Annotated in this window: 19 protein-coding genes and 1 pseudogene; 16 read left to right on the top strand and 4 right to left on the bottom strand. The window is 71.9% G+C overall.

Annotation, left to right across the window (positions count from 1 at the left end; genetic code table 11):
- Positions 1-91: 91 nt before the first annotated feature.
- Positions 92-1,090: an aldo/keto reductase gene (locus AB0L21_RS11080; RefSeq protein ID WP_365707740.1), complete on the bottom strand. Its 999-nt coding sequence runs from the start codon at positions 1,088-1,090 to the stop codon at positions 92-94.
- Positions 1,091-1,165: 75 nt separating this feature from the next.
- Here AB0L21_RS11080 and AB0L21_RS11075 point away from each other — a divergent pair, with 75 nt between their 5' ends.
- The 6 genes from AB0L21_RS11075 (at position 1,166) to serA (ending at position 11,106) form a co-directional block, all read left to right on the top strand.
- Positions 1,166-2,143: a 2-hydroxyacid dehydrogenase gene (locus AB0L21_RS11075; RefSeq protein ID WP_365707738.1), complete on the top strand. Its 978-nt coding sequence runs from the start codon at positions 1,166-1,168 to the stop codon at positions 2,141-2,143.
- Between the two features lie 376 nt (positions 2,144-2,519).
- Positions 2,520-5,534, top strand: a complete 3,015-nt coding sequence (locus AB0L21_RS11070; protein ID WP_365707736.1) for an EAL domain-containing protein — start codon at positions 2,520-2,522, stop codon at positions 5,532-5,534.
- 243 nt (positions 5,535-5,777) lie between these two features.
- Positions 5,778-7,628: an acetolactate synthase large subunit gene (locus AB0L21_RS11065; RefSeq protein ID WP_365707733.1), complete on the top strand. Its 1,851-nt coding sequence runs from the start codon at positions 5,778-5,780 to the stop codon at positions 7,626-7,628.
- Positions 7,629-7,648: 20 nt separating this feature from the next.
- Positions 7,649-8,173 carry an acetolactate synthase small subunit gene (gene ilvN / locus AB0L21_RS11060; protein WP_030654216.1) on the top strand — a complete coding sequence of 175 codons (525 nt, stop codon included), beginning with the start codon at positions 7,649-7,651 and terminating at the stop codon, positions 8,171-8,173.
- 118 nt (positions 8,174-8,291) lie between these two features.
- Positions 8,292-9,290 carry a ketol-acid reductoisomerase gene (ilvC, locus tag AB0L21_RS11055; RefSeq protein WP_365783453.1) on the top strand — a complete coding sequence of 333 codons (999 nt, stop codon included), beginning with the start codon at positions 8,292-8,294 and terminating at the stop codon, positions 9,288-9,290.
- Between the two features lie 226 nt (positions 9,291-9,516).
- The gene (serA, locus tag AB0L21_RS11050; RefSeq protein ID WP_365703111.1) at positions 9,517-11,106 is read left to right on the top strand and encodes a phosphoglycerate dehydrogenase; all 1,590 of its coding nucleotides are present in this window, start codon (positions 9,517-9,519) and stop codon (positions 11,104-11,106) included.
- Between the two features lie 108 nt (positions 11,107-11,214).
- Here the strand turns inward: serA and AB0L21_RS11045 are convergent.
- A pseudogene (locus AB0L21_RS11045) lies at positions 11,215-11,595 on the bottom strand (MFS transporter); the annotation flags it as partial.
- Positions 11,596-11,599: 4 nt separating this feature from the next.
- Here AB0L21_RS11045 and AB0L21_RS11040 point away from each other — a divergent pair.
- Positions 11,600-12,376 (top strand): PLP-dependent aminotransferase family protein, encoded by a 777-nt coding sequence (locus tag AB0L21_RS11040; RefSeq protein WP_365783516.1) that lies wholly within the window; start codon positions 11,600-11,602, stop codon positions 12,374-12,376.
- A gap of 32 nt (positions 12,377-12,408) precedes the next feature.
- On the opposite strand, the gene AB0L21_RS11035 is transcribed toward AB0L21_RS11040, so the two are convergent.
- The gene (locus AB0L21_RS11035) at positions 12,409-13,719 is read right to left on the bottom strand and encodes a helix-turn-helix domain-containing protein (protein WP_365783451.1); all 1,311 of its coding nucleotides are present in this window, start codon (positions 13,717-13,719) and stop codon (positions 12,409-12,411) included.
- A 144-nt stretch (positions 13,720-13,863) separates the two neighbouring features.
- On the opposite strand from AB0L21_RS11035, the gene AB0L21_RS11030 reads away from it, so the two are divergent.
- From AB0L21_RS11030 to AB0L21_RS11010, 5 genes are all read left to right on the top strand, one after another.
- Positions 13,864-14,790: a proline dehydrogenase family protein gene (locus tag AB0L21_RS11030; RefSeq protein WP_365703105.1), complete on the top strand. Its 927-nt coding sequence runs from the start codon at positions 13,864-13,866 to the stop codon at positions 14,788-14,790.
- A gap of 39 nt (positions 14,791-14,829) precedes the next feature.
- Complete coding sequence (gene pruA, locus AB0L21_RS11025) at positions 14,830-16,461, top strand: L-glutamate gamma-semialdehyde dehydrogenase (RefSeq protein ID WP_365703103.1); 1,632 nt, start codon at positions 14,830-14,832, stop codon at positions 16,459-16,461.
- Positions 16,462-16,693: 232 nt separating this feature from the next.
- Positions 16,694-17,185 (top strand): hypothetical protein, encoded by a 492-nt coding sequence (locus AB0L21_RS11020; RefSeq protein WP_365783449.1) that lies wholly within the window; start codon positions 16,694-16,696, stop codon positions 17,183-17,185.
- Positions 17,182-17,703, top strand: coding sequence for a GNAT family N-acetyltransferase (locus AB0L21_RS11015; RefSeq protein ID WP_365783448.1), 522 nt, complete (start codon positions 17,182-17,184; stop codon positions 17,701-17,703). Before AB0L21_RS11020 ends, AB0L21_RS11015 begins: the two co-directional genes overlap by 4 nt.
- A gap of 268 nt (positions 17,704-17,971) precedes the next feature.
- Positions 17,972-18,103 carry a hypothetical protein gene (locus AB0L21_RS11010; RefSeq protein ID WP_015493350.1) on the top strand — a complete coding sequence of 44 codons (132 nt, stop codon included), beginning with the start codon at positions 17,972-17,974 and terminating at the stop codon, positions 18,101-18,103.
- Positions 18,104-18,152: 49 nt separating this feature from the next.
- Here AB0L21_RS11010 and AB0L21_RS11005 read toward each other — a convergent pair whose 3' ends face one another.
- The gene (locus AB0L21_RS11005; RefSeq protein ID WP_365703095.1) at positions 18,153-19,700 is read right to left on the bottom strand and encodes a metallophosphoesterase family protein; all 1,548 of its coding nucleotides are present in this window, start codon (positions 19,698-19,700) and stop codon (positions 18,153-18,155) included.
- Positions 19,701-19,843: 143 nt separating this feature from the next.
- Here AB0L21_RS11005 and AB0L21_RS11000 point away from each other — a divergent pair, with 143 nt between their 5' ends.
- From AB0L21_RS11000 to AB0L21_RS10985, 4 genes are all read left to right on the top strand, one after another.
- Positions 19,844-20,887, top strand: coding sequence for a 3-isopropylmalate dehydrogenase (locus AB0L21_RS11000; protein WP_365783446.1), 1,044 nt, complete (start codon positions 19,844-19,846; stop codon positions 20,885-20,887).
- Positions 20,888-21,128: 241 nt separating this feature from the next.
- Entirely contained in the window at positions 21,129-22,217 is a 1,089-nt protein-coding gene (locus tag AB0L21_RS10995; protein WP_365783444.1) for a branched-chain amino acid aminotransferase, read from the top strand.
- Between the two features lie 236 nt (positions 22,218-22,453).
- A complete protein-coding gene (ureA, locus tag AB0L21_RS10990) occupies positions 22,454-23,176 on the top strand; it encodes an urease subunit gamma (RefSeq protein ID WP_365783442.1) in 723 nt (240 codons plus the stop codon).
- Positions 23,173-24,897 carry an urease subunit alpha gene (locus tag AB0L21_RS10985; protein ID WP_365783440.1) on the top strand — a complete coding sequence of 575 codons (1,725 nt, stop codon included), beginning with the start codon at positions 23,173-23,175 and terminating at the stop codon, positions 24,895-24,897. The genes ureA and AB0L21_RS10985 overlap by 4 nt, the downstream gene beginning before the upstream one ends.
- Positions 24,898-24,908 lie beyond the last annotated feature (11 nt).

Below are 24,908 nucleotides of genomic sequence, written 5' to 3'. Positions count from 1 at the left end.
TTCACAGGCGCGCCCGACGGCACGCTCTCCCTCTCACACACCGGCCGCGCCCCTCCGGGTTCCCGATCCCCGGAGACCGACCGGGGAAACCTCAGTCCCACGACCCCTGGGCGGCCGGCAGCCCGGACACCTCCGCCAGGTCCTGGGCGGTCAGCCGCAGCCCGGCCGCCGCCGCGTTCTGCGCCGCCCAGCGCTCCCGCTTGGTGCCCGGCAGCGCGATCACATGCCGGCCCTGCGCCAGCACCCAGGCCAGGGCCACCTGGGCAGGGGCGATGTCCGCGCCGTGCCGGCGGGCGATGCGCCGCAGGCCCGCGACGATCGGCTGGTTGGCCGCCATCATCTCGGCGGTGAACCGGGGGTGCCGGGCGCGTACGTCGTCCGGTTCGAAGCCCTCGCCCGGCGTCAGCGTGCCGGTCAGGAAGCCGTTGCCCAGCGGCATCGCCGCCAGGAAGCCCACACCGCGGGCCTCGCACCACGGCAGCAGCGCCTGGAGCGCCTCCGGCGACCACACCGACAGCTCCGCCTGCACCGCCGTCACCGGGAACACCTGCTGCACCCGCTGCAACTGGCGCAGCGTCGTGTCGTACAGCCCGGCGCCCGGACGGCGCCCGCCGCGCGCCCCCACCGCGCACAGACCGAGGGCCCGCACCTTCCCGGCCCGCACCAGGTCCGCCATCGCGCCCCAGGTCTCCTCGACGGGCACCTCCGGGTCGGCGCGGTGCAGCTGGTACAGGTCGATCACATCGGTCTGGAGCCGCCGCAGCGAGGCGTCGCAGGCCCGCCGCACATAGCCGGGGCGGCCGTTGGCCACGATGTGCTGCTCGCCCACCAGCAGCCCCACCTTCGTGGACACGAAGGCGTCCCGGCGCCGCTCCTTGAGCACCCGGCCCAGCAGCAGCTCATTGGTGAACGGGCCGTACATGTCCGCGGTGTCCAGCAGGTCGCAGCCCAGGTCCAGCGCCCGGTGCACCGCTCTGACCGACTCGTCACCCCGCTGTCGCGATCCGCTGTACGCCCAGCTCATCGGCATGCACCCGAGTCCGACGGCCCCCACCGCGAGCGCCCCCGCGCCGATCGTCCTGCGCTCCACCTGCTCGTGAACCTCCCTGTGCCCGGCCCCCAACCTAACCTCTGCGCGCAGACGCTCCTGACATAGCCTCCTGGCATGAGTTCAGACGTGTGGCTTCCCATTCCGCCCGAGGAGATCGAGGGGCTGCCCCAGGGGCCCCGGTACCTGTTCTGGGACGGGGGAGAGGACGGCGCGCAGCCGTATCCCGGCGATCCGGCGGAGTGCGCCGTGTACGTGGTGCCGTACATGAAGCGGCTGTCGGTCCGAGTGGGCCCGCTGGAGCATCTGACGAACGTGCGGCTCATCCAGACGCTCACCGCGGGCGTCGACGACATCACCGCGCAACTGTCGGTGATCCCGCCGGACGTGCGGCTGTGCAACGCGCGCGGGGTGCACGAGACGAGCACGGCCGAGCTGGCGCTCACCCTCACCCTCGCCGCGCTGCGCGGCATCCCCGGCTTCGTCCGCGCCCAGCAACAGGAGCGCTGGGTGGGCGGTTTCCACCCCGCCCTCGCCGACAAGAGCGTGCTGATCGTCGGGTACGGGGCCATCGGTGCCGCCATCGAGGACCGGCTCGTGCCCTTCGAGGTCGCGCGGGTGGCGCGCGTTGCGCGCTCCGGTCGCACAACCGCGCGCGGTCCCGTGCATCCGATCGCCGATGTGCTTCCACTGCTTCCGCACGCGGATGTCGTGATCCTTTGCACCCCGCTCACGGAGGAGACCCGGGGCCTCGTCGACGCCGGCTTCCTCGCCCGGATGAAGGACGGCGCGCTGCTCGTCAACGTCGCGCGCGGGCCCGTCGTGGACACCAAGGCGCTCCTCGCCGAGCTGGAGCGGGGCCGGATCACCGCCGCCCTGGACGTCACGGACCCCGAGCCGCTGCCCCCGGGCCACCCGTTGTGGCAGGCGCCCGGAGTGCTGATCAGCCCGCATGTCGGCGGGCCCTCGTCGGCCTTCCTGCCCCGCGCCAAGAGGCTGCTCGCGGACCAGTTGACCCGGTTCGTGAACCGGCGGCCCCTGCGGAACGTGATCCTTACGACCGGACCCGAAACCAGGGGAGCAAGCGGGCGCTAGGCCGCTGCGGGCACCCTCCGCAATCTTTCGGACGCGGATCGTACTCGCATCCCCGCTGTCCGTCACGGAGCGTAGAGACGCTATGTCCCTGAGTGACGATCCTGGTGTATCGTCCCCGACAGGGGCTGCGCCGCTGACCAACGGCGCCGGGGATGGACATTTCAGATTTGTGAGGGGGGCGACGGGCGATGCACGGCCTATGGACGTACGATCCGACGCGGCGGAGCCGCCGGCGGCGACCCTGGCGCACGGCCGCGCGCAGGCGCGGTCACCACACCAGCCACCAGCAGCGCAGGCACAGCGGACGTCGCAGGCATGCGCACCCAGCGCACCGGGACCGTCGGGACCCGGGAGCGGCGCTCACCGGGAGGCCCCGGTGAGCGCCCCGCCCTCCGTGACGACCCTCGACGGAGCGGCGCGCGCACCGCACCCGCACGAGGCCCCGCCGCCCCGCCGGCCGGCCATCGGCGACAACACCCGGCTGATGGAACAACTCGTCCTCGCCCTGATCTGCGCGGCCTACGCCGTCGGAGCCGCGTTCGGCTGGGGCACGAGTCAAATCGCTCTGATCATGGGCGACTTCGGCCTGAGCGCGGCGGCGGGCACCGCCGCCGTCTCCTGCTTGCTGTACGCCCGTAGCCGGCGCGTGCGCTTCCGCTCGGCCTGGCTGCTGTTCGCCCTCTCCTCGGTCATGGCAGCGCTGGGCAACGCGGTCTGGGGCTGGTACGAGGTCGTGCTGGAGCGCCCCGTGCCCAGCCCCAGCTACGCCGACCTGTTCTTCCTGTGCTTCGCCCCGCCCGCCATCGTCGGCCTGCTGGTGCTCGCCAAGCGGCCGGTGTCCCGGGCGGGCTGGATCTGCCTGGGCCTGGACGCCTGGCTGATCGGCGGCTCGCTGCTCACCCTCTCGTGGAGCCTCGCGCTCGCCCAGGCGGCAAGGATCGAGGGCTCCAGCGTGGCCCACGCGGCGCTGTCGCTGGCGTACCCGCTGCTCGACATCGCGCTCGTCAGCATGGTCCTCGCGCTGCACTTCCGCCGGGCCCCGGGCAACCGTACGGCGGTGAACACCGCGATCGGCGGGCTCGCGCTGACCGTGATGTGCGACGCCCTGTTCACCTCGCCGCTGCTGCACAGCAGCTACCGCTCCGGGCAGCTGCTGGACGCGGGGTGGTTCGCCGGTTCGCTGGTGCTCGCCTACGCCCCCTGGGCCGCGCCCCGGCGGCGGAGCGCGAAGGAGCCACGCGCGGCGGACGGGCACACGCGCGTGGTCCACGAGCATGTGCCGGGCCAGCGGAGCACGGGCCACCAGCCGCCCCTGTCCGCGCCGGGCGGCGAGCACAGCCGGTACCCGTCCGGCCGGCCGCTCACCGGCTCCCTCGCCGCCCTCACGCCGTACCTCGCCGCCGCCGTGTGCACCCTGGGCATCCTGTACAACGTCCTCAACGGCCGCAGGCCCGACCACGTGGTGCTGATCACCGCGGGCGCCGTGGTGCTGGCGCTCGTCATCCGGCAGGGCATCATGCTGCTGGACAACATCACCCTCACCCAGGAACTGGCACAGAAGGAGAACCACTTCCGGTCCCTGGTGCAGGGCTCCAGCGACGTCATCATGATCGCCGCGCCCAACGGCATCCTCCGGTACGTCTCCCCGGCCGCCGCCGGGGTGTACGGCAGACCCGCCGAGGAGCTGGTGGGCACCGAGCTGGCCGGGCTCATCCACCCGGAGGACCTGGGCTGCGTGGTGCACGAGGTGCGCCGTTTCCTCGCCGCCAGCCCGCTGGAGGAGCCCACCACGCGCATCGAGTGCCGGTTCCGCTCCGGCGACGGCGGCTGGCTCAACGTCGAGTCGACCGTCAACCGGCACCAGGGCGGGCTGATCTTCAACAGCCGGGACGTGACCGAGAGAGTGCGGCTGCAGGCCCAGTTGCAGCACAACGCCGAGCACGACCCGCTGACCGACCTGCCCAACCGCGCGCTGTTCACCAAGCGGGTGCAGCAGGCCCTGTCCGGCCGCCGGTCCACCGACCGTGGCGCCGCCCTGCGGGGTACGGCGGTGCTCTTCATCGACCTGGACGGCTTCAAGGCCGTCAACGACACGATCGGGCACCAGGCCGGGGACGAACTGCTCGTCCAGGCCGCCCGCAGACTCCAGGACGCGGTCCGGCAGGGGGACACCGCGTCCCGGCTGGGCGGCGACGAGTTCGCGGCCCTGATCGTCGGGGACGGCAGCCGGGACCGGGCCGCCCGGGAGCGGAACATCCTGGAGCTCGCCGACCGCCTCAGGGTGACCCTCTCCCACCCGTACGCCATCGATGGCAACGACGTCAGGGTCAACGCGTCCATCGGCGTCGCCTTCGCCGAACCGGGCCTCGGCGCGGGCGAGTTGCTGCGCAACGCCGACCTCGCGATGTACCGGGCCAAGTCGGCCGGAAAGGGCCGGGTCGAGCTGTACAAGCCGCAGATGCAGCAGGACGTCGTCCGCAAGGCGGAGCTGGCCACGCGGCTGCGTGCCGCGCTGCACGACGGCGAGTTCGCCCTGCTGCACCAGCCGGTGGTGTGCCTGCAGAACGGCCGGATCACGGCGGTCTCCGCGCAGGCGCGCTGGCGCTCCTCGCAGGGGGTGCTGTTCACACCGGCCGAGTTCCTGCGGATGGCCGAGGACGGCGACAAGACCGCCGAGCTGGACCGCTGGATCCTGCGGGAGGCCGTGGAGCAGGCGGCCGAGCGTGCGGCGACCGGCGTCGTCGTCCCCGTGGCGGTCCGGATGAGCGCCCGGCGGCTGCTGGACCGCTCGATGCCGCTGGGCTCGGTGGAGGCGCTGCTGACCCGGCACGGGCTGCCGCCCGGGGCGCTGGTCATCGAGCTGTCCGACACCGATCCCCGTGTCTCCCTGGACGAGCTGGAGCGGCGGCTGACCGCGCTGAGCCGGCTCGGGGTGCGGATCGCGCTGGACGGCTTCGGCAGCGGCTACGCGGCCATCACGGCCCTCAGGAGGCTGCCCGTGGACATCCTCAAGCTCGACCGCGGCCTGGTCGAGGGCGTGGTCGAGTCCGCGCGGCTGCACAAGATCACCAGCGGGCTGCTGCGGATCGCCGGCGATCTGGGACTCCAGTCGGTCGCCGAGGGAGTGGACCTGCCCGAGCAGGTGGTCGCGTTGCGCGCGATGGGCTGCACCCATGGGCAGGGCATGGCGTTCGCCGGTCCGCTGGACGAGTACCGGCTGCGCCGGGCGCTCGGATCCGGCCACTACCCGGTGCCGCACGCTCCGGCCGAACCGGCCTTCGCGGGCAGCGCGCGGGAGCCGGAGAGGGTGTACACAGGGGGTGTTCCGGCTGTCTTCGGAGGCGGCAGTGCCCTTCGCTCACATTCTGAGACTCCCGTCCCACCCACTTGACACGTGGTGCGTGCCGGGGGGAGGGTCAGTGCCATGCGCACCCGAATTCTCGTACTTGGACAGCGCGTCGGCTGAGCTGGGACATACCGGAGGACGATCCGGAAACCCCAGCGACCTCACCGGCGCGCTCCCCTCGCTTGCCTTGCGGCACGAGGGGTTTTTTGTTGCACGAGCGCCTTTCGTGCAGCGCTCCAAATCCGCCCGAACCTCGCAAAAACCCTCAGCATCGAGAAGAGAATGCCGATGACCGAGCAGGCCACCGGGGCCCACCATCCGCAGCCGCGGCCCCGTTCCGGAGGACAGCAGTCCGCCCCCGTCGAGCACGTCACGGGTGCGCAGTCCCTCATCCGCTCCCTCGAGGAGGTCGGCGCGGACACGGTATTCGGCATTCCGGGCGGCGCGATCCTGCCGGCGTACGACCCCTTGATGGACTCCACCCGGGTGCGGCACGTCCTGGTCCGGCACGAGCAGGGCGCGGGCCACGCGGCCACCGGTTACGCGCAGGCCACCGGCAAGGTCGGCGTCTGCATGGCGACCTCCGGCCCGGGCGCGACGAACCTGGTGACGCCGATCGCCGACGCCCACATGGACTCAGTGCCGCTGGTCGCGATCACCGGCCAGGTCGCGTCCAAGGCGATCGGCACGGACGCCTTCCAGGAGGCGGACATCGTCGGCATCACGATGCCGATCACCAAGCACAACTTCCTGGTCACCAAGGCCGAGGACATCCCCCGGGTGATCGCGCAGGCGTTCCACATCGCCTCCACCGGCCGCCCCGGCCCGGTCCTGGTCGACATCGCCAAGGACGCCCTCCAGGCGAAGACCACCTTCGCCTGGCCGCCCGTCATGGACCTGCCCGGCTACCGTCCGGTGACCAAGCCGCACGCCAAGCAGATCCGCGAGGCCGCCAAGCTGATCACCGCCGCCCGGCGGCCGGTCCTGTACGTCGGCGGCGGCGTCCTCAAGGCCCACGCCACCGCCGAGCTGAAGGTCCTCGCCGAGCTGACCGGCGCCCCGGTCACCACCACCCTGATGGCGCTCGGCGCGTTCCCCGACAGCCACCCGCTGCACCTGGGCATGCCCGGCATGCACGGCAGCGTCGCCGCCGTCACCGCGCTGCAGAAGGCCGATCTGATCGTGGCCCTCGGTGCCCGCTTCGACGACCGCGTCACCGGCAAGCTGGACAGCTTCGCCCCCTACGCCAAGATCGTCCACGCGGACATCGACCCGGCCGAGATCGGCAAGAACCGCGCCGCCGACGTGCCGATCGTCGGTGACGCCCGCGAGGTCATCGCCGATCTGGTCCAGGCCGTCCAGAAGGAGCACAGCGAGGGCGCCCAGGGCGACTACACCGCCTGGTGGAGCGACCTGAACCGGTGGCGCGAGACCTACCCGCTCGGCTACGACCAGCCCGAGGACGGCTCGCTCTCCCCGCAAGCGGTCATCGAGCGCATCGGGCAGCTCGCCCCCGAGGGCACGATCTTCGCGGCGGGCGTCGGCCAGCACCAGATGTGGGCCGCGCACTTCATCCAGTACGACACGCCCGCCACCTGGCTGAACTCCGGCGGCGCCGGGACGATGGGCTACGCGGTCCCGGCCGCGATGGGCGCCAAGGCCGGGCAGCCGGGCCGTACCGTCTGGGCGATCGACGGCGACGGCTGCTTCCAGATGACCAATCAGGAGCTGACCACCTGCGCCCTGAACAACATCCCGATCAAGGTCGCCATCATCAACAACGGCGCCCTCGGGATGGTCCGCCAGTGGCAGACCCTCTTCTACAACCAGCGCTACTCCAACACCGTGCTGCACAGCGGCCCCGAGGACATCAACCCGGAGGCCAAGGGCACGCGCGTGCCGGACTTCGTGAAGCTGTCCGAGGCGATGGGCTGCGTGGGCCTGCGCTGCGAGCGCCCGGAGGACCTGGACAAGGTCATCGCGGAGGCCAACTCCATCAACGACCGCCCGGTCGTCGTGGACTTCATCGTCCACGAGGACGCGATGGTCTGGCCGATGGTCGCCGCCGGCACCTCCAACGACGAGATCATGGCCGCCCGGGACGTCCGCCCCGACTTCGGCGACAACGAAGACGACTGAGCGAGGAAGAGCAAGAAGACATGTCCAAGCACACGCTCTCCGTCCTGGTGGAGAACACGCCGGGCATCCTCGCCCGCATCGCCGCCCTGTTCTCCCGGCGCGGATTCAACATCGACTCGCTCGCGGTCGGCGTCACCGAACACCCCGACATCTCCCGCATCACCATCGTGGTGGGCGTCGAGGACCTGCCGCTGGAGCAGGTGACCAAGCAGCTCAACAAGCTCGTCAACGTGCTGAAGATCGTGGAGCTGGAGCCCGGTCAGGCCGTGCAGCGCGAACTCGTTCTGGTGAAGGTCCGCGCCGACAACGAGACCCGCTCCCAGATCGTGGAGATCGTCCAGCTGTTCCGTGCCAAGACCGTCGACGTCTCCCCGGAGGCCGTGACCATCGAGGCCACCGGTTCCAGCGAGAAGCTGTCCGCCATGCTCAAGATGCTGGAGCCGTACGGCATCAAGGAGCTGGTCCAGTCCGGCACGATCGCGATCGGCCGTGGCGCCCGTTCGATCACGGACCGCTCCCTGCGCGCTCTCGACCGGACGGCGTAAGACTGAGAACGGGCGGCCGGCGATCAACGGCCGCCCGTATGCCGAGACCCCCGAACTTCGTTCCCGCCCGCCGTCATACGGTGGGACGCACCACCTGCACACAAGGAGAGAACCCAAAGTGGCCGAGCTGTTCTACGACGCCGACGCCGACCTGTCCATCATCCAGGGCCGCAAGGTCGCGGTCATCGGCTACGGCAGCCAGGGCCACGCCCATGCCCTGTCGCTGCGTGACTCCGGTGTGGACGTGCGTGTCGGTCTGCACGAGGGGTCGAAGTCCAAGGCCAAGGCCGAGGAGCAGGGCCTGCGTGTGGTGACTCCGGCCGAGGCCGCCGCCGAGGCCGACGTCATCATGATCCTGGTCCCGGACCCGATCCAGGCCCAGGTGTACGAGGAGTCCATCGCCCCGAACCTGAAGGACGGCGACGCGCTGTTCTTCGGCCACGGCTTCAACATCCGCTTCGGCTTCATCAAGCCCCCGGCGGGCGTGGACGTCTGCATGGTCGCCCCGAAGGGCCCGGGCCACCTGGTGCGCCGTCAGTACGAGGAGGGCCGCGGCGTGCCGTGCATCGTGGCCGTGGAGCAGGACGCCTCCGCAGGCGCCTTCGCGCTGGCCCTGTCGTACGCCAAGGGCATCGGCGGCACCCGTGCCGGCGTCATCAAGACCACCTTCACCGAGGAGACCGAGACCGACCTCTTCGGCGAGCAGGCCGTGCTGTGCGGTGGTACCGCCGCGCTGGTCAAGGCGGGCTTCGAGACGCTGACCGAGGCCGGTTACCAGCCGGAGATCGCGTACTTCGAGTGCCTGCACGAGCTGAAGCTGATCGTGGACCTCATGTACGAGGGCGGCCTGGAGAAGATGCGCTGGTCGATCTCGGAGACCGCCGAGTGGGGCGACTACGTCACCGGTCCGCGCATCATCACAGACGCCACCAAGGCCGAGATGAAGAAGGTCCTCGCGGAGATCCAGGACGGCTCCTTCGCCCGGAACTGGATGGACGAGTACCACGGCGGCCTGAAGAAGTACAACGAGTACAAGAAGCAGGACTCCGAGCACCTGCTGGAGACCACCGGCAAGCAGCTGCGCAAGCTGATGAGCTGGGTGAACGAGGAGGCGTAGCCTGCTGACAGGGGCCGGGGCGGACTGCTCCGGCCCCTGTTGTCCACCCCGTCCAGCCCCGGACGGGTGATCCTTCCGCGGAGGCGTAATCCGACGCCCGCCGCGCCACTACACTTCTGCACAACACGCGTCAGGCCCACAGCGTCGTGCGTCTTCCGCGGCTAGCCCCCCTCCTCCGCCTGCGGCCGTCGGGACGGCCGTCCGCATCGCACATGTGAGGACTCACGTGAGCTCGAAACCCGTCGTACTCATCGCTGAAGAGCTGTCGCCTGCCACCGTCGACGCACTCGGTCCGGACTTCGACATCCGGCACTGCAACGGAGCGGACCGCTCCGAGCTGCTCCCGGCCATCGCCGACGTGGACGCGATCCTGATCCGCTCGGCCACCAAGGTCGACGCCGAGGCCATCGCCGCCGCGAAGAAGCTCAAGGTCGTCGCCCGGGCCGGCGTCGGCCTGGACAACGTCGACGTCTCCGCCGCCACCAAGGCCGGCGTGATGGTCGTCAACGCCCCGACCTCCAACATCGTGACCGCCGCCGAGCTGGCCTGCGGTCTCATCATCTCCACCGCCCGCAACATCCCGCAGGCCAACGCCGCGCTGAAGAACGGCGAGTGGAAGCGCAGCAAGTACACGGGTGTCGAGCTGGCCGAGAAGACGCTGGGCGTCGTGGGCCTGGGCCGCATCGGTGCCCTCGTCGCGCAGCGCATGTCCGCCTTCGGCATGAAGGTCGTCGCCTACGACCCCTACGTGCAGCCCGCGCGGGCCGCGCAGATGGGCGTCAAGGTGCTCTCCCTGGACGAGCTGCTGGAGGTCTCCGACTTCATCACCGTCCACCTGCCCAAGACCCCCGAGACGCTCGGCCTCATCGGCGACGAGGCGCTGCGCAAGGTCAAGCCCAGCGTGCGCGTCGTCAACGCCGCGCGCGGCGGCATCGTGGACGAGGCGGCGCTGTACGCGGCGCTGAAGGAGGGCCGGGTCGCCGGCGCCGGCCTCGACGTGTACGCCAAGGAGCCCTGCACCGACTCCCCGCTCTTCGAGCTGGACCAGGTCGTCTGCACCCCGCACCTGGGCGCGTCGACGGACGAGGCGCAGGAGAAGGCCGGTATCGCCGTCGCCAAGTCCGTCCGCCTCGCCCTCGCCGGTGAGCTGGTGCCGGACGCCGTCAACGTCCAGGGCGGTGTCATCGCCGAGGACGTCAAGCCGGGCCTGCCGCTCGCCGAGCGCCTCGGCCGCATCTTCACCGCGCTCGCCGGTGAGGTCGCGGTCCGCCTCGACGTCGAGGTCTACGGCGAGATCACCCAGCACGACGTGAAGGTGCTGGAGCTGTCCGCGCTCAAGGGCGTCTTCGAGGACGTCGTCGACGAGACCGTGTCCTACGTCAACGCGCCGCTGTTCGCGCAGGAGCGCGGTGTCGAGGTCCGCCTCACCACCAGTTCGGAGTCCGCCGACCACCGCAACGTGGTGACCGTGCGCGGCACGCTGGGCACCGGCGAGGAGGTGTCGGTCTCCGGCACGCTGGCCGGCCCGAAGCACGTCCAGAAGATCGTCGCGGTCGGCGAGTACGACGTCGACCTCGCGCTCGCCGACCACATGGTGGTGCTGCGCTACGAGGACCGCCCGGGTGTCGTCGGCACCGTCGGCCGCATCCTCGGCGAGGCGGGCATCAACATCGCCGGTATGCAGGTCGCTCGCGCGGCGGTGGGCGGCGAGGCGCTGGCCGTGCTGACCGTCGACGACACGGTGTCCTCCGGCGTTCTGGCCGAGGTCGCCGCGGAGATCGGTGCGACGTCCGCCCGCTCGGTGAACCTGGTCTGAGGCTGCCGTCCGGGGGCTGCCGCCCCCGGGCCCCGGCCTCGGCCTTGCGTCCTCGAACGCCGGACGGGCTGACGGAAGTCAGCCCGTCCGGCGTTTTCCCTTGCGCCCTTACTTCCGCCCGACCTCGATCCTCCGCAGTGTCACCGCCGCGCCCGCCGACGCCAGCGCCAGCGTCACCGCGCCCGCGACGGCCGCCCCCTGCATGCCGCTGGTGAACGCCTCCCGTGCCGTCGCGAGCAGGGACTCTCCGCTCCGGCCCGGCAGCCGGGCCGCGTCGGCCAGCGCACCGCCCAGGGTCTCGCGGGCCTCGGCCGGGGCGGTGGCCGGCATCGCGTGGCGGTAGACCGCCGTGCCGACGGAGCCCAGGACCGCCATGCCGAGCGCGCCGCCGAACTCGGTGCCGGTCTCCAGGAGCGAGGAGGCGGTGCCCGCCCGCTCCACCGGCGCCCCGCTCATCGCCAGGTCGGTCAGCTGGGACATCACCATGACCGCAATCCGTGCGGCGGGCCTCACCCCGGTCCCTGTCCCGGTCGACGCGCACGGCATCGACGTCACCGCCCTGGAGGCGACCGGTGCCCGCGCGGTGATCGTCACCCCGGCCCACCAGTGGCCCACCGGCGTCCTCCTCGCCCCGGAACGCCGGCACGCGCTGCTCGGCTGGGCGCGGCGCCATGACGCGTACGTCATCGAGGACGACTACGACGCCGAGTTCCGCTACGACGGGGAGCCGGTCGGTGCGCTCCAGGGCCTCGCCGCCGACCGTGTCGTCTCGATCGGGACGGTCAGCAAGTCCCTGGCCCCCGCGCTGCGCATCGGCTGGCTGCTGAGCCCGCCCGCGCTCACCGCACAGGTCACCGAGCTGAAGCGGATCGCGGACCGCGGCACGCCCACCCTCGACCAGCTGGCCCTCGCCCGGCTGATCGAGTCCGGCCGCTACGACCGCCATCTGCGCCGCATGCGCACCCTGTACGGGTCCCGCTGCACGGCCCTGCGCGCCGCCCTCGCCGAGCACGCACCGGCGGTGCGCCTGACCGGCCTGGCCGCGGGCTTCCACGCCGTGGCCCACCTGCCGGGCGGGGCGGACGAACAGAAAGTGATCGACGCGGCGCGCGCCCGCCGCGTCGGCCTGTACGGCATGAGTGCCTGGCGCACCTCGCGGGCCACCGACCCGCCCCGACTCGTCCTCGGCTTCGGTGACGTGACCGAACGGGGGATCGCGGAGGGCATCGCGGCGGTGGGCGCGGTACTGAGGGGCTCACCGGACGGCTGAGGATCCCGTTCCCGCGGTTTCTGACGGGCCGGCTACAGCCTGGCCCGTTTCAGTGCCATGTGCAGCAGCAGCCGGTCCTCCCCGTCGTCCAGGTCCAGGCCGGTCAGCTGTTCCACGCGGGACAGGCGGTAGTAGAGGGTCTGGCGGTGGATGCCCAGCTCGGCTGCCGTGCGGCCGGCCTGGCCCGCGCAGTCGAGGTAGACCTCCGCCGTGCGGGCCAGCTCCCGGTGGGCGGGGGAGAGGAGCGGGCCGACCACCCGGTCGTACGCGGCCTCCGGCGGCAGCGCGGTCAGCAGCCGGTACGCCCCGATCCGCGCCCACTGCGCGACCGGCCCGAACCGTGGTTCGGCCAGCGCCGCCCGCGCGGCGGCCGACGCCTCCTGCCAGACCGTGCCCAGCTCGGTGAGGCCGGTGCGGGGCTCGCCGACCCCGGCCGCGCAGCCGGTGACCCCGGCGGCCCGGGCCCCGGCGGTGAAGCCCGCCGCGACCGCCGCCGCCACCCGGGCCCCGGCCCCGCGTGCCGTGCCGCCCGACGCCCCCCGGGCCCCCTCGGCCTCCTTCAGCAGCCGCGAGGCCGCCGCCAGCGCGGGTGCGCTGGACTCCGTGGTCCGCAGGCGCACCAGCAGCGCGAGGCTCTGCCCCGAGACGCCCCACGGTAGCGTGCACAGCGCCGTGGCGTGCGGGATCGTACGGGCGGCCGGGGCGTCCTCCGGGTCGGCCGACGGCCAGGGCGCGACACAGACCAGGGTGTGCGGGCCGTCCGCGCGGGGCCCCAGCGCGGTGCGCAGTTCGGCCACCGCCATGTCCCGCTGCCAGCCGCGTTCCGCGGTGAGCACCGCCCGCAGCTCCCGGCTCAGCCCCGCCCCGGCCTCCGCCTCGTCCGCGAGCAGCGCGCCGATCCGGCCCGCTACCCGCAGGGCGGCGGCCAGCTGCGCGTCGGTCGGCCCGGGATCGCTGTCCAGCAGCCAGACGTAGCCGAGGACGACGCCCCGATGACGCACCGGCAGACAGATCCGGCCGCGGTAGACACCGGCCTCCGGGCTCGGCGGGATGCGGACCGGCTCGGTCGCGCGCGTGATGCCGAAGCCCTCGAACCAGGCGCGGACCGCGGCCGTGGAGCGCCGGGTCAGGATCGAGCGGGTGCGCACCGGGTCCAGCGCGGACGGATCCAGCTCGTCCTCGCTGTCGTAGGCGCCGAAGGCGATCAGCTCGAAGTCGCGGTTCTCCAGGGTCGCGGGCACCCCCAGCAACTCGGAGATCTCGTCCACCAGCTCCTGGTAGTCCGCCTTGAATTCAGCCGCCACTCGGGCATTCTCCCCCATTTCCCGGCCGCCTTCATACATCTGTCTGAGATCCCGGGCACGGATGCGTGACAGCTGTCGATGGCCGACGATCGGAGAGATCCTTAGGTTTCACGGTGGTTCTCCGTGCCGTACCCGAATCGTCGGGTGACGGCCGTATTCGGTGCTTGTCTGTGGAGGTGCCCCGTGCTGGGTCCCGTGATTCTCGCCGCGTCGCGCAGCGACCGGATGCGACGCCTGATCTCGGCGGCACCGGTGACCAGGCAGGTCGTCGACCGCTTCATCCCCGGCGAGACCGTGGCCGACATCGTCCCGATCATCAAGGACCTGACGGCCAAGGGCCTGGAGCTGACGATGGACGTCGTCGGCGAGGACATCACCACCCCCGAGCAGGCCACCGCCGCCCGGGACGCCTACCTGGAGCTGATCGGCCACCTCAAGGACCTGGGGCTGGGCGAGCGCGTGGAGATGTCCGTCAAGCTGTCCATGTTCGGCCAAGCGCTGGACGACGGGCACGAACTGGCGCTCGCGAACGTCCGGCCCGTCGTCGAGGCCGCCGCCGCCATCGGTACGACGGTCACGCTCGACGCCGAGGACCACACCACCCTCGACTCGATGTTCGCCATCCACGAGGAGCTGCGGAAGGACTTCCCGCAGACCGGCTGCGTCATCCAGGCCTACCTCTTCCGCACCGAGGCCGACGCCCGCCGCCTCGCCGCGAACGGCAGCCGCGTCCGCCTGGTCAAGGGCGCCTACAAGGAGCCCGCCGAGGTCGCCTACCAGCAGAAGCACGAGATCGACAAGGCCTACGTGCGCATCCTGAAGACGCTGATGGAGGGCGAGGGCTACCCGATGATCGGGTCGCACGACCCGCGTCTGATCGCCATCGCCCAGGAACTGGCCCACAAGGCCGGCCGTAAGCTCGACGAGTACGAGTTCCAGATGCTGTACGGCATCCGCGGCGAGGAGCACCTGCGGCTGGCCGCCGAGGGCCACCGCATGCGCGTCTACACCGCCTACGGCACCGACTGGTACGGCTACTTCATGCGCCGCCTGGCGGAGAAGCCGGCCAACCTCCGGTTCTTCCTCCGTTCCATGGTCAGCAAGGGCTGAGCCCGAACACCCGCTCACGTACAAGGAGTTACGGATCTCATGGACGCTGTGACCCAGGTCCCCACCCCCGTCAACGAGCCGGTGCACGGCTACGCCCCCGGCTCGCCCGAGCGCGCCCGGCTGGAGGCCAGGCTCAAGGAGCTGGCCGAGAACCCGATCGAGCTGCCGATGACCATCGGCGGGGAGAAGCGGCTGGGTGGCGGCGAGCCGTTCGAGGTCGTGCAGCCGCACAACCACAAGGCGGTCATCGGCACCGGCCGCCACGCCACCCAGCAGGACGCGCGGGACGCCATCGACGCGGCCCTGGCCGCCGCGCCCGCCTGGCGCGCGATGTCCTTCGACGACCGCGCCGCGATCATCCTGCGCGCCGCCGAGCTGCTGGCCGGCCCGTGGCGCGAGACGATCGCCGCCTCCACCATGCTGGGCCAGTCCAAGACCGCCCAGCAGGCCGAGATCGACACCCCCTGCGAGCTGGTCGACTTCTGGCGCTTCAACGTCCACTACGCCCGCCAGATCCTGGCCGAGCAGCCCCCGGCGAACTCCCCGGGCGTGTGGAACCGCCTCGACCACCGCCCGCTGGAGGGCTTCGTCTACGCGATCACGCCGTTCAACTTCTCGGCCATCGCGGGCAACCTGCCCACCGCCCCCGCCCTGATGGGCAACGTGGTGGTCTGGAAGCCGTCCCCGACGCAGACCCACGCGGCCGTGCTCCTCATGCGGCTGCTGGAGGAGGCGGGCCTGCCCAAGGGCGTCATCAACCTCGTCACCGGCGACGGCATCGAGGTCTCCAAGGTCGCCCTGGAGCACCGGGACCTCGCGGGCATCCACTTCACCGGCTCGACCAAGACCTTCCAGTACCTGTGGAAGACGGTCGGCAACAACATCGAGAAGTACCGCTCCTACCCGCGGCTGGTCGGCGAGACCGGCGGCAAGGACTTCCTCGTCGCGCACCCGTCGGCCGACCGCGCGGTCCTGAAGACGGCCCTCACCCGGGGCGCCTTCGAGTACCAGGGCCAGAAGTGCAGCGCCACGTCCCGCGCCTACATCCCGGCCTCCATCTGGAACTCGGGCTTCAAGGAGGAGTTCGCGGCCGAGGTCGACTACCTGACCATGGGTGACGTGACCGACCTGTCGAACTTCATCGGCGCCGTGATCGACGAGCGTGCCTTCGCCAAGAACAAGGCCGCGATCGACCGCGCCAAGGCGGACCCGTCCTGCACGATCGTCGCGGGCGGCAGCTACGACGACTCGGTCGGCTACTTCGTCCGCCCGACCGTCATCGAGTGCACCGACCCGGAGAACGAGGTGTTCACCACCGAGTACTTCGGCCCGATCCTCGCGGTGTACGTCTACGAGGACGACAAGTACGACGAGATGCTGACCCAGATGGAGTCGGTGTCGGACTACGCCCTCACCGGCTCGGTCATCTCGGGCGACCGCGCGGCGGCGGCGTACACGATGGAGAAGCTCCGCTTCGCCGCGGGCAACTTCTACATCAACGACAAGTCGACCGGTGCCGTCGTCGGCCAGCAGCCCTTCGGCGGCGGCCGTGCCTCCGGCACCAACGACAAGGCCGGCGCCCCCCAGAACCTCCTGCGCTGGACGCTGACCCGCGCCATCAAGGAGACCCTGGTCCCGCCGACCGACTACACCTACCCGCACATGGGCTGACCAGCCCCACGAGCACGGCCCGGGAAGCCCGCCACCGAGCGGGCTCCCCGGGCCGTTCCCATGCGCCCGGCGGCCGTCCCCCCGCACACTGGGCGCATGACGAAGGCAGCCGGCGAAGGAGTACCGGCCGGCGTCCCGGTGCCCGCCGGGGAGGCGGTGACGGCCGACGACGGAGTGCGGCTGTGGACGGCGCGGACGGGCGGCGGGGGAGACCCGCTGGTGCTGTGCCACGGTGGTCCGGGGCTGTGGTCCCGAACGGCTCGCCCGATGGCGGGAGCTGGACGGCCTGCCGGAGCGCACCGAGAGCGAGGAGCGGGAGCGGGCCGTGCTGCGGTGGTCGGTGGAGTTCGAGGACCGGGAGCGCGCGCTGGAGCACGCTCGGCGCATGGCGGAGCCCTGGTTCGGGATCAACCATGCCTGCAACAAGGCCCTCGACGAGGAACGGAAGCGGAGCTGGGGCACGCCCGGGCTGCGGGCCGCCTGCGCCCGCCTGGACGTGCCCGTGCTGATCGTGGACGGCGCCCGGGACATCCGCCCCCGCACCGCCGTCAACTCCCTCGCCGCGCTGATCGTGGACGGCGCCCGGGACATCCGCCCCCGCACCGCCGTCGACTCCCTCGCCGCGCTGCTGCCCCGCGCCCGCCGGGTGGTCCTGCCGGCCGCCGGGCACCAGCCGTGGGTGGAGGACCCGGAAGGCTTCCGGCGCGCGATACTGGCGCCATGACCCTGCGTCTCGTCCACACCGCCGACCTGGACACGGCCGAACTCCGCGCCGTACGCGCCCTGTTGGACGACGCCTTCGACGGGGACCTCTCCGACGCGGACTGGGAGCACGGGCTGGGCGGCATGCACGCGCTCGTCCGGGACGGGGCCGGGCTCGCCGCTCACGGGGCCGTCGTGATGCGACGGGTACGGCACCGGGGCCGCTGGCTGCGCACCGGGTACGTGGAGGGGGTCGCCGTACGGGCCGACGTACGGCGCAGCGGGCTCGGCGGGCGGGTGATGGCCGAGCTGGAGCGGGTGGCCGACCGGGGCTACGACCTCGGCGCGCTCTCCGCGAGCGACGAGGGCGCCCCGCTGTATGCCTCCCGGGGCTGGCAGCGCTGGGCCGGGCAGGTGCACGCGCTCTCGCCGGACGGGATCGTCCGGCTGCCCGAGGAGGAAGGCGGCGTGTACGTGCGGGGCGCGCTCGACCCGGGCGGGGAGCTGGTCTTCGACTGGCGGGACGGGGACGTCCTCTGACGCGGTGATCAGGCCGCGCGGACCAGCGCCCCGTCGAGCTGGTCCCGTCCGCCGTCTCAGATAGTAGGAAGTCCGAGTAATTGTGCAGACAGACGCGGGTCACTCCCTTAGTTTTGTAGGAGCCGAACGTCTCGCTCGATCCAGCGAATGGCGGTCGTGAGCCGGGCCCCGTGCAGGCAACCCCTGCGGCCGGTGCTCCCCGCCCCTTCCGGCGTCTCGTAACCCCCTTCCTTGCCGTGCTCCCCGTATGCCGAAGGAGTCGATCGCCATGGCCGAGACGACCGTCCGCCGCCGAGTCCGCCACGTGTCCCGCACGAGCGAGTCCGACCGCAAGAACGCCGCCGCCGCCCTCCAGCGCGCCCTGGACCGCCGGGACAACGGCGGCGAGACCGGCCACTGAGCCGGACCACCGGCCGGGAGCCGCACTCCCCCGGGGTGCGGCGCGGTGCTCACCCGCCGTGCCGCACCTCGAAGTGGTCGATCCGCCGCCCGTCCTGGGCCAGCGCCGACACCGCGAGCCGTGGCGCAGCGCCCGCCCGCACCTCCACCGAGAGCAGCGAGAAGCCGGTGTAGCGCACCCGCGACCACTCCACCGTCTCCGGCGCCCGGTCCCTGCCCTTCGTCCAGGCGAAGGTCTCCACCGCCCGGTGCCGGGTGACGTGTCCCTCGTAGCTGTCCTTCACGCCCGACGGGAAGCCGTACAGGTCACGGCCGCCGCCGCCCGCCGTGACGTACACGGTGCCGTCCCGGGCGGGGTCGGTGGAGCCGCCGACGGGCACCGCCCGGCCGGCCGTGCCGCCTTTGATCGCGTCCGTGCGCTCGTACACATGGTTGTGGCCGTTGATCACCAGGTCCACCCGGTGCTTCGCGAACAGCGGCAGCCACTCCCGCCGGACGCCCCCGTCCGAGGCGTGCCGCGAGGTGGAGTAGGCGCAGTGGTGGAAGAAGACGACCACGAAGTCGATGCCGTCGGCCGCGCGCAGCCGGCGCAGCGTCCGGTCCAGCCACGCCGTCTGCCGGCCGCCGCTGTGCCCGAGGTTGGCGGGGATCTCGTACGACACGTCGTTGGCGTCCAGCGCGACGAACCCGGCGTTGCCGTAGCTGAACGCGTAGGCGCCCGGCGTGCCGTGCGGGTCGAAGCCGGTCTCCGGCAGAAAGAAGCGGGCCAGCTGGCCGCCGTAGCCGTCCGGCGAGTACCAGGCCTCCATGTCGTGGTTGCCGGTCGTCACCATCCACGGCACGGACCGCGCGACCGGCTCGTTCTGCTTCAGGAACAGGTCCCAGGAGGCGGGGTCGTAGCCGTCCGTCGTCCGGCCCGTGCCGCTGGCGTCCGCGTAGCAGATGTCACCGGCGTGCAGATGGAAGGCGGGCTTCTGGCGCAGCATCAGATCGTCGTTGGTGTGCGCCGCCCGGCCCACGCCCTGGTCGCCGAAGGCCGTGAACACGAAGCGTTCCGGACGCGCGGGCGCCGTGCGGAAGGAGGCGATGGCCGCGCGGTGGGCGGGGGCGGTGGGCTCCCAGCCGTCGTGGCCGACGCCGTAGTAGTACGTCGTGCCGGGCGTGAGGCCGTCCACGGACGCGTGCACGTAGTACTGCTCCAGCGCGGGCCGCACGCCCTCCACCCCGGGCGTGTGCAGCGGGCGGATCCCGGCCGGGACCCGGGGCCCGAGGTCGTCGGGGCGCAGCCCGACCCGGACGTACGGCCGCTTCACCGCGAACGGCACCTGCCAGGAGATCCGCATCCGCGTGCGGGGGTCGGCGCCGAAGGCGAGATGCCGGCCGAACGGGGCCACCGCCGCGCCGGGCGCCCGCGAGGTGGCCGGGCCCGGCTTTCCGCCGTACGCGGTGCCGCAGCCGGTCAGCAGGCCGCCCGCCACCGCGCCCGCCGTCACCAGCGTGCGGCGGCGCACCATACGGCTGCGCAGGTACGCGTACTGCTCGGCCGTGCTCAGCCGTTCGGCGAGCGGGCGGGGGATGCCGACGTCGGGAGTGTCCATGTCCCGGAGCGTTCCACCGGGGCCCGACATCCTTGCCGCACACGGGTGAACGTCGACCGACGGGCGGACACCGGCAATCCGTCCGGATGTCCGCATGGCGGACACTACGTGTCATCACCTGGGACGAGGAGTAGGGTGCCCGCATGTCTCGCAGCATCAATCTCGCAGTGATCCCCGGTGACGGCATCGGCCAGGAGGTCGTGGCCGAGGGTCTCAAGGTCCTCTCCGCCGTCCTGCCGCAGGATGTGAAGCTGGAGACCGAGGAGTACGACTTCGGCGCCAAGCGCTACCACGCCACCGGTGAGACCCTCACCGACGCCGACCTCGACTCCCTCAAGCGGCACGACGCCATCCTGCTCGGCGCCATCGGCGACCCGTCGGTGCCGTCCGGCGTCCTGGAGCGCGGCTTCCTGCTCAAGCTCCGCTTCGCCTTCGACCACCACGTCAACCTGCGCCCGTCGAAGCTGCTCCCCGGTGTCGCCACCCCGCTCGCCGGCCAGCCGGAGATCGACTTCGTCGTCGTCCGCGAGGGCACCGAGGGCCCGTACACCGGCAACGGCGGCACCATCCGCAAGGGCACCGCGCACGAGGTCGCCACCGAGGTGTCCGTCAACACCGCCTACGGTGTCGAGCGCGTCGTCCGCGACGCCTTCGAGCGCGCCCAGGCCCGCCCGCGCAAGAAGCTCACGCTGGTCCACAAGAACAACGTGCTGACCTTCGCCGGGCACCTGTGGACGAACATCTTCCACAAGGTGGCCGAGGAGTACCCCGAGGTCACCACCGACTACATCCACGTCGACGCCGCGACCATCTATCTGGTCACCGACCCGGGCCGGTTCGACGTCATCGTCACCGACAACCTCTTCGGCGACATCATCACCGACCTCGCCGCGGCCGTCTCCGGCGGCATCGGCGTGGCCGCATCCGGCAACATCAACCCCACCCGCGCGTTCCCGTCCATGTTCGAGCCGGTCCACGGCTCGGCCCCGGACATCGCCGGCCAGGGCAAGGCCGACCCCACCGCCACCGTCCTGTCCGTGGCCCTGCTGCTGCGCCACCTCGGCTACGACACCGAGGCCGACCGGATCGACGCGGCGGTCGCCGCCGACCTCACCGAGCGCGCCGGGAAGCCGGCCCGCTCCACCTCCGAGATCGGCGACGCGCTCGCCGTACGCGTAGCCGGCTGACCCGCCGCGCTACACCGAGCCGCCGGGTCGCAACCGCACCCGGCGGCTTTTCCTGTGCCTCGCCGGGTGCCACCATCAACCCTTGGGCCGCTTCACCCCGATTCCGTCCGCTACCGCCCTCCGCGCGATAATCGAACCCGGAGCCGCGGTATGAGGGAATGCTCGGACGTCCTAGCACCGACGACCGGGAGCACAGGCGTGAGCGCGGCCCGTCACTACAACCGGTGAAGGACAATCACTCATGACGACGCCCACGATCGAGCTCAAGCCCTCCGCCAGCCCGCTCGCCGCCGCGGAACGCGAGGCGATCCTGGCCAACCCCGGGTTCGGCCGCCACTTCACCGACCACATGGTGACGATCAAGTGGACCGAGGGCCGCGGCTGGCATGACGGCCAGCTCGTTCCGTACGGGCCGATCTCCCTGGACCCGTCCACGCACGTCCTGCACTACGGCCAGGAGATCTTCGAGGGTCTGAAGGCCTACCGTCAGCCCGACGGCTCGATCGCGCTGTTCCGTCCCGAGGCCAACGCCCGCCGCTTCCGCAACTCCGCCCGCCGCATGGCCATGGCCGAGCTGCCCGAGGAGCTGTTCATCGCCGCGCTGGACGCGCTGCTCACCCAGGACGCCGACTGGGTCCCGCCGCACGGCGGCGAGGCCTCCCTCTACCTGCGGCCGTTCATGTTCGCCACGGAGGCCGCGCTCGGCGTGCACCCGGCGAACGAGTACCTGTTCATGCTGATCGCCTCGCCGTCCGGCGCCTACTTCGCCGGCGGTGTCAAGCCGGTCACCATCTGGGTCTCCGAGGACCACGTCCGCGCCGTCCCGGGCGGCACCGGTGACGCCAAGACCGGCGGCAACTACGCCGCGTCCCTGCTGCCGCAGGCCGAGGCCGCCGCGCACGGCTGCGACCAGGTCGTCTACCTCGACGCGGTCACCCGCACCAAGGTCGAGGAGAGCGGCAGCATGAACGTCGCCTTCGTCTACGGTGACCGGATCGTCACCCCGTCGCTCACCGGTTCCATCCTGGAGGGGATCACCCGCGACTCCCTCCTCCAGGTCGCCCGTGACCTCGGCTACACCGCCGAGGAGGGGGTGGTCACCCTCCAGCAGTGGCGCGAGGATGCCGCGTCCGGTGCGCTGACCGAGGTGTTCGCGTGCGGCACCGCCGCCGTGGTCACGCCGATCGGCCACGTCAAGACCAAGACCGACCAGTGGTCCCACGGCGACGGCACGCCGGGGCCGGTCACCCTGCGGCTGCGGGAGGCTCTGCTGGGCATCCAGCGGGGCCTGACCGAGGACAAGCACGGCTGGATGCACCGGATCGGCTAGGACGCGGTTGAAGCGCCCCGAAGGGGTGTCGGGCGTCCGTGGGGCCAGTACGGCTGGTCACGCGGTTCCCCGCGCCCCTTCGGGGCGCTTTTTTGCGTCTGCCGCTCTGTCGCTGGGCTGGGTTAGAGCGATGCTCAAAGGGCACTTGAGCCTGTGGGCTGGTCAGTCCTTCTCTTCCCGGGATTCTGAGTTTAGAGTGATGCTCTAATCTGGGGAAGCCAAGGAGGTGCCGGGTCGTGAGACTGACCCCCACGGAACGTGACCGGCTGCTGCTCTTCGGGGCCGCCGAGCTGGCCCGGGCCCGCCGGGCGCGCGGCCTGCGGCTGAACGTGCCCGAAGCCACCGCGCTGATCGCGGACACCGTCTGCGAGGCCGCCCGCGACGGCAAACGGCTCGCCGAGGCCATCGAGGCGGCCCGGTCGGTGCTCGGCCCCGAGGACGTCCTGCCGGGTGTCGCCGACGTCGTCGCCGAGGTGATGGTGGAGGCCGTCTTCGACGACGGCTCCCGGCTCGCGGTCGTCTCCGACCCCATCGGCAGGGGGTCCCCCCGCGAAGCAGGGGGAGGCCTGGGCGCGCACGCCCCGGGCGCGCTGCTCCCCGGCCCCGAGCACGCCGACCCCGGGCCCGCCGTCCGGCTCCGCGTCACCAACACCGCGAGCGTGCCGGTCTCCGTCACCTCCCACTTCCACTTCTTCGAGGCCAACCCGCGTCTCGACTTCGACCGCGAGCGGGCCTACGGCATGCGGCTCGCCGTACCCGCCGGATCCTCGGTCCGCTTCGCGCCGGGGGAGAGCGAGGAGGTCGGGCTCGTGCCGATCGGCGGCGAGCGGATCGCTATCGGCTTCGCCGGACTGGTCGACGGCCCGCTGGACGCGCCGGGCGCGAAGGAGGAAGCCCTCCGCAGGGCCGCCGCCTGCGGATACCTGGGAGCGACACCGCGAGGAGGCGAGGAGCGATGAGCCGCTCGAAGGGACGCGAGGTGAGCCGGTCGGTCCACGTCGACCCGCACGCCTACGCCGCCACCCACGGCCCCCGCGCCGGCGACCGCATCCGCCTCGGCGACTCCGGGCTCACCGTCCGCGTCGAGTCCGACTCCCAGCGGTACGGCGACGAGTTCCTGGCCGGGTTCGGCAAGACCGCCCGCGACGGGCTGCATCTGAAGGCCGCCGCCGTCCGGGACACCTGTGACGTCGTGATCAGCAACGTCGTCGTGATCGACGCGGTGCAGGGGATCAGGAAGGTGTCCATCGGCATCCGCGAGGGCCGCATCTGCGCCATCGGGCGGGCCGGCAACCCGGACACCCTGGACGGCGTGGACGTCGTCGTCGGCACCGGCACCTCCATCGTCTCCGGCGAGGGCCTGATCGCCACCGCCGGCGCCGTCGACACCCATGTGCACCTGCTGTCGCCGCGCATCATGGAGGCGTCCCTCGCCTCCGGCGTCACCACGATCATCGGGCAGGAGTTCGGCCCGGTGTGGGGCGTCGGCGTCAACTCGCCGTGGGCGCTGCGGCACGCCTTCAACGCCTTCGACGCCTGGCCGGTCAACATCGGCTTCCTCGGCCGGGGTTCGTCCTCCCACGCGGCGCCGCTCGTCGAGGCCCTGGCCGAGGGCGGGGCGAGCGGCTTCAAGGTCCACGAGGACATGGGCGCCCACACCCGCGCGCTGGACACCGCGCTCCGGGTCGCCGAGGAGCACGACGTCCAGGTCGCCCTGCACAGCGACGGGTTGAACGAGTGCCTGTCGGTCGAGGACACCCTGCGGGTACTGGAGGGCCGCACGATCCACGCCTTCCACATCGAGGGCTGCGGCGGCGGACACGTGCCCAACGTGCTGAAGATGGCCGGCGTCCCGAACGTCATCGGCTCCTCCACCAACCCCACCCTGCCCTTCGGCCGGGACGCGGTTGCCGAGCACTACGGCATGATCGTCTCCGTCCACGATCTGAAGACGGACCTGCCCGGCGACGCCGCCATGGCCCGCGACCGCATCCGGGCCGGCACGATGGGCGCCGAGGACGTGCTGCACGACCTGGGCGCGATCGGCATCACCTCCTCCGACGCGCAGGGCATGGGCCGCGCCGGTGAGACGGTCCGCCGTACCTTCGCCATGGCCGGCAAGATGAAGGCCGAGCTGGGTCCCATGGACGGCGACGGCGACGGCGACGACAACGCCCGCGTGCTGCGCTACATCGCCAAGCTGACCGTCAACCCGGCCATCGCGCACGGCCTTTCCCACGAGGTCGGGTCGATCGAGACCGGCAAGCTCGCCGACATCGTGCTGTGGCGCCCGGAGTACTTCGGGGCCAAGCCGCAGCTCGTCCTGAAGGCCGGCTTCCCGGCGTACGGCGTGGTCGGCGACCCCAACGCGGCCACCGACACCTGCGAACCCCTCGTCCTGGGCCCGCAGTTCGGGGCGTACGGCGCCACGGCCGCCGACCTCTCGGTGGCGTTCGTCGCACGGGCCGCCGCCGACCAGGGCAACGACCGGATGCCGACCCGGCGCAGAAGGGTCGCCGTGCGCGGCACCCGGGGCATCGGACCCGCCGACCTCCGCCTGAACTCCCGTACCGGATCGGTGGACGTCGACGGGCGCACCGGCCTGGTCACCCTCGACGGCGACCCGCTGCGCTCGGAACCGGCCGAATCCGTCTCCCTCAACCGCCTCTATTTCCTCTAAGGACCCGCGCC

The organism is Streptomyces sp. NPDC052721, assembly GCF_040678315.1.
GTDB lineage: Bacteria > Actinomycetota > Actinomycetes > Streptomycetales > Streptomycetaceae > Streptomyces.
Note: the sequence above shows the minus strand (reverse complement) of the source record. Positions and strands in the feature narration are given on the sequence as shown.